General features: G+C 38.6%; 8 protein-coding genes and 1 pseudogene. All 9 read left to right on the top strand.

Annotated elements, in window-relative coordinates; genetic code table 11:
* Positions 1-15 precede the first annotated feature (15 nt).
* Positions 16-4,374, top strand: a complete 4,359-nt coding sequence (locus BVG16_RS32025; protein ID WP_078503247.1) for a non-ribosomal peptide synthetase — start codon at positions 16-18, stop codon at positions 4,372-4,374.
* A gap of 15 nt (positions 4,375-4,389) precedes the next feature.
* On the top strand, positions 4,390-7,557 hold the full coding sequence (locus BVG16_RS32020; protein ID WP_078503246.1) for a non-ribosomal peptide synthetase: 3,168 nt from the start codon (positions 4,390-4,392) through the stop codon (positions 7,555-7,557).
* Positions 7,558-8,000: 443 nt separating this feature from the next.
* Positions 8,001-9,386: a discoidin domain-containing protein gene (locus BVG16_RS33235; protein WP_233147237.1), complete on the top strand. Its 1,386-nt coding sequence runs from the start codon at positions 8,001-8,003 to the stop codon at positions 9,384-9,386.
* Between the two features lie 146 nt (positions 9,387-9,532).
* Positions 9,533-9,700 carry a hypothetical protein gene (locus BVG16_RS32645; protein WP_198957567.1) on the top strand — a complete coding sequence of 56 codons (168 nt, stop codon included), beginning with the start codon at positions 9,533-9,535 and terminating at the stop codon, positions 9,698-9,700.
* Positions 9,701-9,946: 246 nt separating this feature from the next.
* Positions 9,947-12,568: a glycoside hydrolase family 3 C-terminal domain-containing protein gene (locus BVG16_RS32010; RefSeq protein ID WP_078503244.1), complete on the top strand. Its 2,622-nt coding sequence runs from the start codon at positions 9,947-9,949 to the stop codon at positions 12,566-12,568.
* Between the two features lie 276 nt (positions 12,569-12,844).
* Positions 12,845-13,135, top strand: coding sequence for a hypothetical protein (locus BVG16_RS32000; RefSeq protein ID WP_078503243.1), 291 nt, complete (start codon positions 12,845-12,847; stop codon positions 13,133-13,135).
* A 21-nt stretch (positions 13,136-13,156) separates the two neighbouring features.
* Positions 13,157-13,621 (top strand): annotated as a pseudogene (gene sigK / locus BVG16_RS31995) (RNA polymerase sporulation sigma factor SigK); the annotation flags it as partial.
* A 141-nt stretch (positions 13,622-13,762) separates the two neighbouring features.
* The gene (locus tag BVG16_RS31990) at positions 13,763-13,942 is read left to right on the top strand and encodes a hypothetical protein (protein ID WP_078503144.1); all 180 of its coding nucleotides are present in this window, start codon (positions 13,763-13,765) and stop codon (positions 13,940-13,942) included.
* Positions 13,935-14,543 carry a zeta toxin family protein gene (locus BVG16_RS31985; protein WP_078503143.1) on the top strand — a complete coding sequence of 203 codons (609 nt, stop codon included), beginning with the start codon at positions 13,935-13,937 and terminating at the stop codon, positions 14,541-14,543. Before BVG16_RS31990 ends, BVG16_RS31985 begins: the two co-directional genes overlap by 8 nt.
* Positions 14,544-14,661 lie beyond the last annotated feature (118 nt).

Below are 14,661 nucleotides of genomic sequence, written 5' to 3'. Positions count from 1 at the left end.
AAGGAATATTATCCGATGTCTTCGACGCAGAAGAGGACCTATTTCATATGCCAAATGGATGATGCAGGAGTGGCCTATAATATGCCACGAGTAATAAGGATGACGGGAGAAGTATGTCCAGAAGCAATTAGAGAAGCAATGCAGGAAATGATAAATCGACATGAGATCCTGCGTACGGAGTTTCTAATGAAAGAAGATGAGCCGGTACAGAAAATCAGAGAAGACGTCATGGCAGACTATAAATATATTGAAAATAGAGAGACAAGCGAAGAAGATATTATAAAAGATTTCATAAAACCGTTTGATTTGGGGAAAGCACCATTATTCAGAGCAGAGCTTGTAAAGAGAGAGAATCATTATCTGTTCATGCTTGATACGCATCATATTGTAAGTGATGGTACGAGTATTGGAACGTTTTTGAATGAGTTTGCAACACTGTATAATGGCGAAGCACTCCAGACAGTGGCACGTCAATATAAGGACTACAGCGAATGGATGAGCGTAAGGGATTTATCTGATCAAAAAAAACATTGGTTAGATGAGTTCAGTGGGGAAATCCCGGTGCTGGATCTGCCAACAGATTATGCAAGAAAGCAGGAAATGAGCTTACGTGGGGCAACTAAGGAAATAAAGACCACGGATGAACTTGGCGAAAAAATTAAGAAACTTGCGGAGGAATCAGGAACAACAGAGTACATGATATTCCTATCGGCAGCGATGATACTTCTGAGTAATTACAGTAGACAGGAAGACATCGTAATCGGAAGTCCTATCATTGCACGAACACATAAGGATACTGAGGGTATGTTAGGGATGTTTGTAAATACACTAGCAATGAGGGGGGCACCAGAGGGGAATAAGACATATGAAGCGTTTCTGGAAGAAATAAAGGAAAAATGCTTAAGGGCATTTGAGAATCAGGACTATCCGTTTGAGGAACTGGTGGAATCCTTAAAGGTAACGAGGGACATGTCCAGAAATCCGCTATTTGATGTCATGCTAACCTTGCAAAATAATGAAAAAGCTAAATATCACCTGAATGGCATCGAAGTTGATTATATTGATGCGGAAGAAGAGATATCAAAATTCAACCTTTCATTTACTATATCTGAAATAGATAAGAAATATGAGATTATGATGGAATACTGCACCGATCTATATAAGAAAGAAACGGCAGATCTGATGATAAGTCATTATAACGTGATACTGGAACAGATAGTAGAGAACAGATATAAACAGATCAAGGAAATAGAAGTGATTACAGAAGAAGAACGTAGCAAGATCCTTGGTGAATTTAATAATACACAGGTTGAATATCCGATGGATAAAACCGTGATCGGCCTCTTTGAAGAGCAGGTAAAGAATACACCTGAAAACGTAGCGGTGATTTATGAGGACGAGAAAATCACGTATGCTGAGTTAAACCAGAGATCGAATCAGCTTGCAAGGAAATTGAGGAAATTAGGAGTAAAGCCTAATGACTTTGTCGCAATGCTGACAGAGCGGAGCATCGAGATGATCATCGGTATCTACGGCATAATGAAAGCCGGAGGCGCATATGTACCAATCGATCCAGAATTCCCGGAGGAAAGAATCAAATATATATTGGAGGACTGTGAACCAAAAGCAGTTTTGGTGTATAAGGCCGTGATCGATACGGAATTACCAGTGATTGATCTGTTTAGCAAGGAGATATGTATAGAAGAAACAACGAATCTTCAGAAGGTAAATACACCGGAAGATTTGGCATATAGTATCTACACTTCGGGAACGACAGGAAAACCAAAAGGGGTTTTAATCGAGCATAAGGGCTTACGCAATCTAATGGCAGCATATACTGAAATCTATAATCTGAGTTCAAAAGATACAGTACTGCAAGCTGCAAATTATATATTTGACCAGTCCGTATGGGATATATTTAATATTTTGTTAGTAGGAGGAACATTGTGCCTGATTTCAAGAGATGATGTCAGGACACCATCGGCAATCGAAAGATGCTGTAAGCGAAACCATGTAACGATAGCTGCATTTACACCAGTGATGATAACTGAATTGGATGCAGATAAGTTCCCTAATCTAGGGATACTAGAATCAGGTGGAGGGACAGCAAATGCTGAAATATTAAAGAAATGGGTAAAAAACAGAGAGGTAATAAACACGTATGGACCGACTGAAATAACCGTAAACGCATCAAGCTATAGATATAATGGAGAAGATGTAAGCAATATACCTATAGGAAAACCTATAGCAAACATGAAGTATTACGTGATCAATGGTAGCAACAACATGTGTGGCATAGCCATTCCAGGGGAACTATGCATAGCAGGACCAGGAGTAGCAAGAGGTTACTTAAACAATTCTGTCTTGACAGCGGAGAAGTTTATAAAGAATCCATTTGGGGAAGGAAGAATATATAAGACTGGAGACCTTGCGAGATGGCTGCCGGATGGAAATATAGAATGTCTCGGTAGGATCGACGAGCAGGTCAAAATTAGAGGGTACCGGATAGAGTTGGGTGAAATTGAGAACGCAATCCGAAGAATCGATGATATAAGGGACTGTGCCGTCATAGCTAAGACAGACGACAGGGGAGACAAGGAAATTTATGCATACATTGTAAGTGAACGGGAGGTTAATACATCAGAGATAAGGGATAAGTTAGGCATAACCCTTCCTGAATATATGATACCTGCCTATATTGCACGAATAGAGACAATACCAATGACAAGAAGCGGCAAGCTAGACCGAAGGGCATTGCCAGATATCGAGACTAGGAGCGAAAGAGAGTACGTAGCACCAACCACAGAGGAAGAAAAAGTATTATGTAAAGCATTTAGTGAGATACTTGGTATCGAGAAAGTGGGAGCAGATGATAACTTCTTTGAGTTGGGCGGTGATTCAATAAAATCAATACGAGTAGTCTCAAGAGTAAGAGAAGCAGGCTACGAGTTAACAGTAAGAGATATAATGAGAAAGAATGTTGTAAAGGTAATATCACAAACTATGACAAAGGCTGTAGCGATTGTATATAACCAAGGGGAAACAGTTGGAAAGATTAAGCCGACGCCTATCATCCGTGATTTTGGCAATAGCAACTATAAAGTTCCGAATTATTATAATCAGTCAACGATAATAAGACTTGAAAAATGGGGAACCGAAGCAATAAAAAAAGCACTTGATGCGGTTGTTAAGCATCATGATATCTTACGATCGGTGTACAGGGAAAACACCCTGGAGATATTAAGTATATTGGAGGGCAAACTTTATGACTATTATGAAATAGATGCAGGGGAGGATGGATATATACAAAGAATAGAAGAGGAATGTACGCAGATTCAGAGCAGCATAAATCTTACGGATGGACCGCTTGTGAAAGCTGCAAAGATAAGCACTATGAATGGAAAATATCTATTTGTATGTATTCATCATTTGGTAGTCGATGGAGTATCTTGGAGGATACTTACTGAAGATATAGTAAGTGGCATAAACCAGGCAGAAGCAGGAAGGAAAATAGTACTCCCCCAAAAGACGGCATCGTTCAAGGAATGGTCGGAAGCACTGGATGAGTACCGTAAGAGCAAAAAGCTTGAAAAAGAAAGAGTGTATTGGAATAAAATAGTCAATGATCTGAGTTATGGAATGATTAATAGTGAAGAAACAGGAGAAGATGGATATGGAAAAATAACAATAGAATTTGAACGTGAACTGACAGAGAATTTATTGTACAAATCAGGAAGGGCATATAATACGGAGATCAATGACTTATTACTAACAGCACTGGGGATGGCAGCAAAAGAATTGACAGGGCAAAGTAAGCTGTTAGTGATGCTAGAAGGACATGGAAGAGAAGAAATTCATAAAAAGATAGACATAGACAGAACGGTAGGCTGGTTCACTAGTGAATATCCGGTAATAGTGGAAAGCAACGAGAACGTAGAAGAGAATATCATCAATACAAAAGAGATGTTGCGAAAGGTACCGAATCATGGAATGGGATACGGATTGCTAATGGAAGAGCATAAGGAAGTTAGTATCATATTTAATTATATGGGTGAGATGGATGCTGAAAGAAAGGAAACAGAAATTGAGCATCTATATGTTGGACGAAATGTTTCGGAGGAAAACCAATTTAATGAGCCAGTACGTTTTAATGGAGAAGCAGTGAATGGGTGTTTGAGTTTTGATATTACATTCGATAAGAGACAATATTCAATAGAAACTATTTCCCGATTTGCTGAGAGATACAAAAGATGCCTGGAGGATGTTGTAATCACTTGTGTATCTCAAAAATTTAAGTTAAATACCGCATCTGATTGGAGTGCGAGCGACTTAGAATCTGGGGATTATTTGGAAATACTTAATTCTATTTCATAGGGAGATGGAAAGTGTATGCACCAAGAAAAAGCTGATTTATTACAAGATATATACTCTTTAACACCTCTTCAGGAGGGAATTCTATACCATCATATGGTAGATATTGATTCAACAAACTATATTTCACAGGATGTATTTTTGATTGACGATAAAGCTGATGAACAATGTATAAAAAAGTCATTACATTTCTTAGGGCAGAAACATTCTGCCCTAAGAACAAACATAATTTATGAAAAAATTTCAAAACCTCGACAAATTGTATTTAAAAATCGAGAAATTGAGTACGAAAAAATCGATCTAGCTGTGTTTGATGAAAAGGAGCAAGATGAAAAGTTAAAGAAACTATTAAAAGAAGATTTAATCAGAAGGTTCGATTTACAAAGAGATGCACTATTAAGAATTAAATATGTTATTTTAAGTAGAAAAAAAATAATGGTGTGGACATTGCACCATATATTACTAGATGGTTGGAGTTCTTCCCTTTTGGTTGCTGACTTCATGCGCTACTATAAAGAGCTGAAAATTGGTGAGAGTGAAGCTAAAATAGCAAGTGATTTGGAAAATGAGAAAAATACAAGAGCTGAGTTCGGAGATTATGTCAACTGGATAATCGAACAAGATGAAGAAAAGGCAGTTGAATATTGGAGGCAACTGACTAAAGACTATGAACATATATCTGAAATACGCCCCATGATAAAACCTAAAAAGACTGACAATCAAGTTGAACGGGTGGAGTTATTTCTATCGGAGAAATTAACCCAAAAACTATCTGAGTTGGCAAAAAGACACAATGTTACTATAAGTAATATCTCAGAAGCAGCATGGGGAATTGTATTGCAAAAATACACAAAAACTGATGATGTGATTTTTGGAAAAGTTGTATCAGGTAGGGAAGCACCGCTAAATGGAATAGAAAAGATGGTAGGATTGTGCATCAATACCATTCCGGTACGTGTAAAAAGCGACAGGGAAATGTCGGTAGAAGATTTGATAGAAAGTCAAAAGGAACAAGCGTTGGACAGTAAAAATTATGAATATTTGTCCCTTGCTAAGATACAAAATTCTACAAATCAAAAGAGCGAGTTAATAAAAACACTGTACGTATTTGAGAATTATTATAAAGATGATGTAAATATAAAGGCTGATGAAAACAGTATTAGTATGACTTTAGTTAAAACACAAAATCAAACAAATTATATGCTAACTGTGAATGTAGCGATTAGAGAAAAAAAATTACGGTTAGCTATAAAGTATGATCCGAATATGTTCTGTAAAGATGAGGTAATTGGGATACTGGAACATTACAAGAAAACACTGGAAGTAATGTTGTTGGTCCCTCAGATCAAAGCAGATGAAATAGAATTGATCATGGAAGAAGAACGCAATAAGATCCTTGGGGAATTCAATGATACACAGGTTGAATATCCAAAGGATAAAACCGTGATCGATCTATTCGAAGAGCAAGTACAGAGGACTCCTAATAATATAGCAGTGATTTATGACGAAAGTAAGATCACATATGCTGAGTTAAACCAGAAATCAAATCAGCTCGCAAGAAAGTTAAGAGAATTAGGAGTAAAACCAAATGATTTCGTTGCAATTCTTTCAGAGCGGAGCATCGAAATGATGATTGGTTTATATGGCATAATGAAAGCTGGAGGCGCATATGTGCCGATCGATCCTGGATTTCCAGTGGAAAGAATCCAATACATGCTGGAGGACTGCAAAGCGAAGGCAGTACTTGTGTATAAGGCAGAAATTGATACCAAACTACCGGTGATATATCTTTGCGATAAGGAGATATATACAGGAGAATCAAAGAATCTTCAGAAAGTGAATAAACCGGAAGATTTGATATATTGTATATATACTTCAGGAACAACTGGCAAGCCAAAAGGAGTACCTGTACGATACTGTAATGTTATCAGTTTATTACTATGGTATAAAGACCGTTTTAGAATAACTGAAAAAGAGAGAGTAATACTAATAACATCATTGAATTTTGATTTAACACAGAGAAGTATTTTTAGCCCGCATTTGGCAGGGGCAACATTATTTGCATGTGGAAATGGAAGAGAGTATGATGTTTGGAAAATAACGGATTACATTTCTAAAATGAATATAAGTATGCTTAGCTGTGCCGCTAGCATGTTTTATTCGCTTTTATATATAAATGAACAAAATGGTTTTCAAAAATTAAAGTCTTTAAGAAAGTTATTTTTAGGTGGAGAGGCTCTATTATATGTAAAGATAGAGAACTTTCTTAAAAACCATCCTGATATAAAAATAACAAATGTTTATGGAGCTACAGAAGACTCTGGATGTGTAACTTCATATACTATAAGCGAAATTGATGAGAACCATTCAATAGTACCGATTGGGAAACCTATAAGTAATAAGAAGATATTTATATTTGATGGAAATAAAATGTGTGGTATCGGTGTTGTTGGAGAAATATGCATATGTGGCGAAGGAGTAACGAACGGCTATCTTAATTATTCGAAATTGACAGTTGAGAAATTCGTAAAGAATCCATATGGCGAAGATATGATGTACCGTACTGGAGATCTGGGAAGATGGCTTCCGGATGGAAACATAGAATGCCTAGGGCGTTTGGACGAGCAGGTTAAGATTAGAGGAATAAGAATAGAGCTTGGCGAGATAGAAAGTATGTTAAGGAAAATAGAGCACGTCAAAGATTGTGCAGTCATTGCAAGAGAGGTTAAGGACGGAGACACGGCAATCTATGCATATATCGTAAGTGAACAGGAGATAAGCGTTTCGGAGGTCAGGGATACGCTTGGTAAATCATTACCAAATTACATGATACCAACCTTCATCGGACAAATAGAGACAATCCCAATCACACGAAATGGTAAACTAGATAGACAATCATTACCTGAATTGGCTCTTAAGAGTGAAAAGGAATATATTGAACCACGAACTAAGGATGAGATCACAGTAGTAGATGTAATTGAGAAAGTATTAGGCCTTGAAAAAATTGGAATGAATGATGATATTTTTGAATTTGGTGCAAATTCAATTAACATTATGTTAATTGTGAATAGACTGAATCAAATAGGTTGTAAAGTCAATATAAAAACTATACTGAAGTCAAAAAGTGTTTATGAGATTGTAAGAGGTTTAAATAAAGGGATGAAGATAAAATATCGGACGATGTGATGAGTTATCAATTGTATGGAAAAATAAGAATTGTCAAAAAAGCAACCAAAGTGAAGTTAAATTGTTTTCGACGGTCGATTACGATACAGGTAATATCGTATGGATGTAGATCAACTATTAATTTCTGTGTTTTACAAAAAGTCGTAGAAGCATAAGCAGTTAAAATTGCCATGGTTTTAGACAATGCCTAAATTCATCATGTCAAACTGCTAGAGACATTTCTTGAAGTAAAGCCAGACTCAGCTTAGTCCGATATGAATGATTTATTTAACACTGTCGTGTAAAGTTGAAAAACGTGAAAGATCATCTAGTAGATGAATATGGGATCGCCACAAATTATCACACGACTCTGAGTCAGGATTATCGAGTTTTTCAGGAAAGTAATTTTCTTTTGCCCAGATGGTCTTGATGAGCTTCTAAACTAATATATGAGGAGATATACTATGAATCCATTGGTTTATTTTTCAAGAGATTATCTCAACTGTAGGAAGAGACAAATTTTGAATGCTCTGCTATTGAGAAACATTCCGGCTGATTATTTACTTTATAATTCATTTGAGAATACTAGGGAAATTTATAATGAAATTATTATCAAAGGAAATTTATGTTGGCAATACCAACCGAATTATATTAATACATCTGATTTGAACTTACTAGGAATAAAGGAAAAAAAGGTTAATTTTGATAAATTTAAAGATGCGATTGATTTTATTAATTCGCTTCTTATTAAGGGAATGGATGTTTTTGTAAATGCAAGTACAAGGTTTATTCCTCATAGGTTAGAGCCTAATTCAACTGGAAGTACTTTTTTGAAGCTATCTTCTTATAACAATGAACAGAAAAGTTTTTTGGTAAATGATGTTATTTTGGAAAGAGACTATGATGTTCAAATTATTGAGGAAGCTTATGATAGCCTTCCTAATAATAAAAAGTATATTACTTACTTAGATTTTTCTGATTATTCCCTTCAGAAAAATGCTATAGAAAGTTTTAAAATCAAAGGAGATAAATGGATACGCGATTTAGATGATGATTTATCCTTCTATGACAGAATTGCTGGTTTACTTAATGACAGTTCTGAAGAAAGATTTAAAAATTTAGAAGACTTGCTAAATAAAATAACACAGGCTTTTGCGATAATTTCTGGGTCAAGATTATTATATCAGTTTTATTTGTCAATAAATGGAATTTCAAAACCTATATTAAACTTGTTAATGCGGTCGTCAGATCTCGCGCAAATAGTAAAATCTTTGAGTATAAAAAATCAAGAACTAATTAAGATAAGTTCAGAAAGAATTAATCTGTCTAATATTTATTCCAACTTAAAAAAATTAAAAGAGATGGATCGAGAAATCCTTAATATGCTTAAATTAGAAATAAATGGGTTAGAATATGAGGATAAGTTTGGTTTAGATTTGGTTGATTCTTGGAAAATAAATAAAGGAGATGACTTAGCTCTCCATAAACAGGTTTTTTCTTCATCTGACTCTGAAATCGTTTACTACAAGAGCAATCTTGTAGATGGATACAACTTAACGAGATGGAATAGTAAAGAGAGTGATCCACAGTGGATCTATGTTGATTTAGAGAGTGAGCAGGTAATAAAAACTGTAGTTTTAAATTGGGAAGCTGCATACGCAAAATCTTATAAAATTCAAGTGTCCAACGATGCATTAGATTGGACTGATATTTATACAACATCTACTGGCCAAGGTGAAATCGAGGAATTAAAGGTATCTGGGAAGGGAAGATTTTTAAGAATGTTTGGTACAGAACGCGGAACTCCTTACGGATACTCATTATGGGGGCTTTCTGTATTTAATAATTAAGACCCTCCTGTAGTAGACATTGGACCCACCTGGTTTATCCGGTGAATTCAAGGGGTGCATTTTTTATGGCAATTAATGTACAAAAGTTTAAGACGTAACTCTGAGGAACTAAAGATGGAAGCTATCTGGCTACATTTAGAGGAGAAGTGGCGTATCGGCAGATTAGTGAGCACTTGGGGATTCAAGTTAAGGACCGGTTGACGCGTTGGATTCAAAAATATCGAGAGCAGGGTGAGTCTCGGAGCTACGTCTCGCGGATCGAGAAACGGGCGCTCATGAAGCTGTACCATGAGTTTTATAAGGCGAAGCATTGAATGTGGATGCAAAAGACTGCTCTTTTTGGAGCAGTCTTTTGATTTTGAGGGAATGCACGTAATGTGAAAATTTGCGGTAGGTTGCCATTTGAAATAAGAGAAGTAAGGTCATCGCTTTTGAGTAGAAAAAAAAATTCTATTAACTTTGTTTGTTCGATGGACAAAGCAGTTCTCATGAAAGTATAATGTTACCGAAATCATGAAAATGAAAGTGTCAAGCACTCAGAAAGCTAAAAGGAGAAAACAATGAGCACAAGAACAGACTTACAACATTACCCTTATATGAATGCAAGTTTGCCTATTGAAGAAAGAGTTGCGGACCTTATATCGAGAATGTCACTTGAAGAAAAGGTAAGACAGCTTGATATTTATTCGGGAAATGAAATTTCAAATTCTGTAGAAGGTTTAAATGCAGATGCGCTTAACTACGAAAAAATGGAGAAGGTATCTGCAGGAATTGGAATCGGATGCATCCAAAATCGAAATTCCAAAGCAGAGACAGCCAATAAAATTCAAGAGTATATCATCCAAAACACAAGATGGGGAATTCCGGTGCTCTTCAGCGAAGAGGGACTTCACGGTTTTGGATGGAGAGGCTGTACCGTGCTCCCTCAGCAGGTTGCACTGGCATCAACATTTGAGCCTGAGCTTGGATATAAACAAGCGAGAGTAATCGCTTCCGAGGCGCGCAGCTTTGGTATTCATGAGATTTGGGCACCTGTTCTCGACCTTGCCAGGGAAATCCGATGGGGACGAGTGGAAGAAGGGTACGGAGAGGATCCCTATCTGGGGTCTCTGTTCGCGGAGAGCATGGTAAGAGGGCTTCAAACGGATGATCTGATAAGACCCGATGCCGTGGCGTCTGAGCCAAAACACTTTACAGGATATGGTGCGCCTAGGGGAGGGCACAACTGTGCTCCGGCCATGATAGGGCATCATGACAATGCATTTTTCTGCCTTCCTGTATTTGAGGCTGCTTTCCAAGCGGGTGCCATGAATACCATGTGTTCCTATAACTCCATTGATGGCACTCCTGTGGCTGCCGACCATTCGCTGCTAACCGGTGTACTCCGTGACCAGTGGGGCATGAAGGGCTTCGTAAGATCGGACATGACGGCTGTCTCCATGCTGCATACCTGTCACTATGTTGCCGAAAGCAAACGGGAAGCGATCAAGATGGGCCTTGAATCCGGCGTTGATATGCAGCTTTACGACTTTCCGCATGATATATACCAGGACAACATTATTGACCTTGTAAAATCAGGCGAGGTGGACGAGAAGGTTGTAGATACAGCCGCAGGACGTGTCCTAACCGTTAAATTTGCAGTAGGGATCTTTGAAAATCCATATACGGATACCGAACTTTCTTCTAAAGTTGTCCATTGTGAGGATCACGTGCAGACGGCTCTCGAAGTTGCAAGAAAGTCGATCTGCCTGTTGAAAAATAGCAAAAATATGCTTCCTCTTAAAAAAGACTTCAGCAAGATTGCAGTGATCGGACCAAGTGCCGATGTTCCCCGTTACGGAGATTACAGCAGCCCTGTTGTGCCTGAGCATGCGGTTACGCTTTTGCAGGGCATCAAAAACATCGTATCGGACAAGACCGAAGTGATCTATGCCAAAGGATGCGAGATTCTGGAGTCCGACCTTATGCCGTTGCCGGACAAATGGCTCAAAGACAATGCCGGCAACGACGGACTTTTGGGTGAGTACTACAATTCTCTTACTTTTGAGGGTGAACCTGCTTGCGTGCGAAATGACAGGCAGATCAACTTCAACTGGATTTACACAAAACCCGCTGACGGCGTAAACACAGATAACTTCACCGTTCGCTGGACAGGCAAAATTAAGCCGGACGCTACTATGGATGGTTACATTGGACTCAGCAGCATGGACAGCATGCGTCTGTGGGTAGATGGCAAGATGCTTGTTGACGGTTGGGGAGAGCATGACGCGAATCAGATGGTTGCGTTCAAATTTGTCAAAGGAGAGGAGTACGACGTTAAGGTTGAGTATCTCAACGATTCACGTGGCGTAAGGGTCATCCTCGGTTACAGCCTTGGCAACAACGATATGGACGCAGCGGTTAAAGCGGCAAAAGACGCGGATGTTGCCATTGTTGCGGTGGGTGACAACGAACAGACCAGTGGAGAAAACCTGGATAGAGCGGATCTTAATCTTCCGGGAAGACAACTTGAGCTCGTCAAGAAAATTTATGAAACAGGAACGCCTGTTGTTCTTGTCCTTCAGAACGGACGTCCGATGTCGATCACATGGGAGGCAGAGCATCTGGACGCGATTGTAGAGGCATGGTTTGTTGGCGAGCAGGGCGGCAATGCCATGGCAGAGGTGATTTTTGGAGATGTTAACCCTGCAGGTCGCATTCCGATGTCCTTCCCGAGATCGGTAGGGCAGCTGCCTGTATTCTATAATCGCAGACCGTTCTATGGACATAAATATGTTGAAATGGACTGGCTCCCCTTGTACCCATTTGGGTTCGGTCTGAGTTACACAACATTTGCATATTCTGATCTTGACATTTCCGCACAGGAAATTGCTCCGGATGGGGCAGTGAATGTATCGTTTAACGTAACCAATACGGGAAATGTCGCAGGTGAGGAAGTTGCCCAGCTTTATATCAGGGATGAATTCAGCAGCACGGTCAGACCATGCAAGGAGCTTGCGGGAATTAAGCGAATTCACCTTGAAAAAGGCGAAACAAAACGCATCACGCTGACACTGGGATATAGACAACTTAGAACACTTACTAGAAATTATGAATGGGTTGTGGAACCGGGTAAATTCGAGGTGATGGTTGGACCAAACTCGGATGAGGCACCACTGACAGGAGAGTTTTACGTTCGGTAATAAATTTGATGAAGCTGTACCACGAGTTTTATAAGGCGAAGCGGTGAGATGAATGGTGGAAGTAGGCCTGTGAGCATGAGGAAATGAATTCTCATTCTTGCAGGCTTTTTTATTTTGTTGCATGAACGAATTAATTCGTTTAACTGGTGATCGTGCAAAACTAGATGCTAAAGCAAATGGCACTTACATTGTATACAAAACGTCTGAAGGATAATTTGTAAAAGAATATAGTACGGGTAAGATTGAACCAATGAATGAACAGGAGCTCTACCATGAATGAGACAAATGCAACCATGTTCGTGTTCGCTGGTAATAATGGAAGTGGAAAGAGCACCATACGTAATTGAGGCAGAGGATATCATTAGACGCAGTGTCACTAGTATGGAGAATCTACTGGCTCATTTGGATCTAATCGACCTTCTAGTTGTTATTGATAATAGCAAAGCAGATGGTGAGATTGTACTGGAAGCAGATAAGGAATTCATCAAATATCATCAGAATGTTTTGCCTGAATGGATTGAAAGCATTGATCGACATTTGAAAAATAGGATGATTATTCACAAATAAAACCGAGCGCTGTAAGGTCACATCTCGATTGGCACCATCGGGTTGATTAAAGCCATTGAGAGCTTCCAGCCGAACAAAGGCACCAAATTAGCGACATTCGCGGCAAGATGTATTGAGAACGAAATACTTATGCACCTTCGCAGTCTGAAGAAAACCCGAAAGGATGTCTCCTTGCATGATCCGATCGGGACAGATAAGGAAGGAAATGAAATAACACTTATCGATATCCTCGGCTCCGAAGCGGATGATGTCGTTGAGAAGGTACAGTTGAAAATTGAGAAGAGCAAGATATATCAGAACCTTGAGATTTTGGATGATCGGGAAAAAGAGGTAGTTGTTGGTCGCTTCGGCTTGGAAGCGGGTGGCGAGGAGCGTACACAGCGGGAGATTGCGAAGGAGCTCGGTATCTCAAGGAGCTACGTGTCGCGGATCGAGAAGCGGGCGCTCATGAAGTTGTATCATGAGTTTTATAAGGCGAAGAAGTAGTGATTATAAAAACCTAGATTTGAGGGCCCTCATTTCTAGGTTTTCGTGTTGCATTAAGAAATTAGTCAGTAGAGTAATTATTAATTACGCTTTTTTATATGCTATACTCAAACTACAAGTTGAATCAAGGCGGTGACATAAATGATGAATCGTACGCAGGATTTATCTAAACTAATCCGATTAACGGGCGATCGTGCAAAATTAGATGCGAAAGTAAATGGAACATATATTGTGTATAAAACTACTGATGGTCATATAGTTAGAGAATATGCTACGGGTGAGATTGTGCGAATGAGTGAGCAGGAGCTACATCATGAGTGATGTGAATGCTACAATGTTTGTTTTTGCTGGCAACAATGGAAGTGGTAAGAGTACAATTCGAAACTTAATTGTTGATAAACTTGGCGTAAGCATCAATATTGATCCTGATGCACTAGCACGCAAAATTGACAATATGAATCCTGAAAAGCGAAAAGTATCTGCAGGCAAAGAAGCAATAAGATTAGTTAGAGAATGTATTCGTAATAAGTGGGACTTTACCGTCGAAACAACTTTAGCAGGTGGAAACGCAATCCGTCAGATGCAAGAAGCTAAGAGTCATGGCTTTGAGATCATCATGTTCTACGTAGGACTAGGGGATGTTCAACTTAATATTGAACGTGTTGCTACGCGTGTGAAGAATGGTGGTCATCATATCGATACGGAAGATATCATTCGACGTGATGTTACGAGTATGAAAAACCTTCTGTCAAATTTATTCTTTATCGATCATTTAGTCGTCATAGATAATAGTAAAGCTGATGGTGAAATTATTATTGAAGCTGATACGAGTGCAATAAAGTATTATGTTGATGAATTACCTGAGTGGGCGCAAGTTATTGAAAGATCCTTATTATTGAGGAATAACCACCTAAAAGAGTAAACTAACTCATGCATGATTGAAGTTAGTTTATTTTTTTGACATCGCATCGTGTTCATATCGTCAAAAAATTCGATAATACCGGCGAAGATCTTHGCTNDGRYANAGTATHNATSSGYAS

Source organism: Paenibacillus selenitireducens (assembly GCF_002021565.1).
Taxonomy (GTDB): Bacteria; Bacillota; Bacilli; order Paenibacillales; family Paenibacillaceae; genus Paenibacillus_K; species Paenibacillus_K selenitireducens.
Note: the sequence above shows the minus strand (reverse complement) of the source record. Positions and strands in the feature narration are given on the sequence as shown.

Excerpts from the sequence above, each read along its gene's own strand:
- BVG16_RS32025 (WP_078503247.1), top strand. The coding sequence starts at position 16 with ATGTCTTCGACGCAGAAGAGGACCTATTTCATATGCCAAATGGATGAT.
- BVG16_RS32020 (WP_078503246.1), top strand. The coding sequence starts at position 4,390 with ATGCACCAAGAAAAAGCTGATTTATTACAAGATATATACTCTTTAACA.
- BVG16_RS33235 (WP_233147237.1), top strand. The coding sequence starts at position 8,001 with ATGAATCCATTGGTTTATTTTTCAAGAGATTATCTCAACTGTAGGAAG.
- BVG16_RS32010 (WP_078503244.1), top strand. The coding sequence starts at position 9,947 with ATGAGCACAAGAACAGACTTACAACATTACCCTTATATGAATGCAAGT.
- BVG16_RS32000 (WP_078503243.1), top strand. The coding sequence starts at position 12,845 with ATGAGACAAATGCAACCATGTTCGTGTTCGCTGGTAATAATGGAAGTG.
- BVG16_RS31990 (WP_078503144.1), top strand. The coding sequence starts at position 13,763 with ATGATGAATCGTACGCAGGATTTATCTAAACTAATCCGATTAACGGGC.
- BVG16_RS31985 (WP_078503143.1), top strand. The coding sequence starts at position 13,935 with ATGAGTGATGTGAATGCTACAATGTTTGTTTTTGCTGGCAACAATGGA.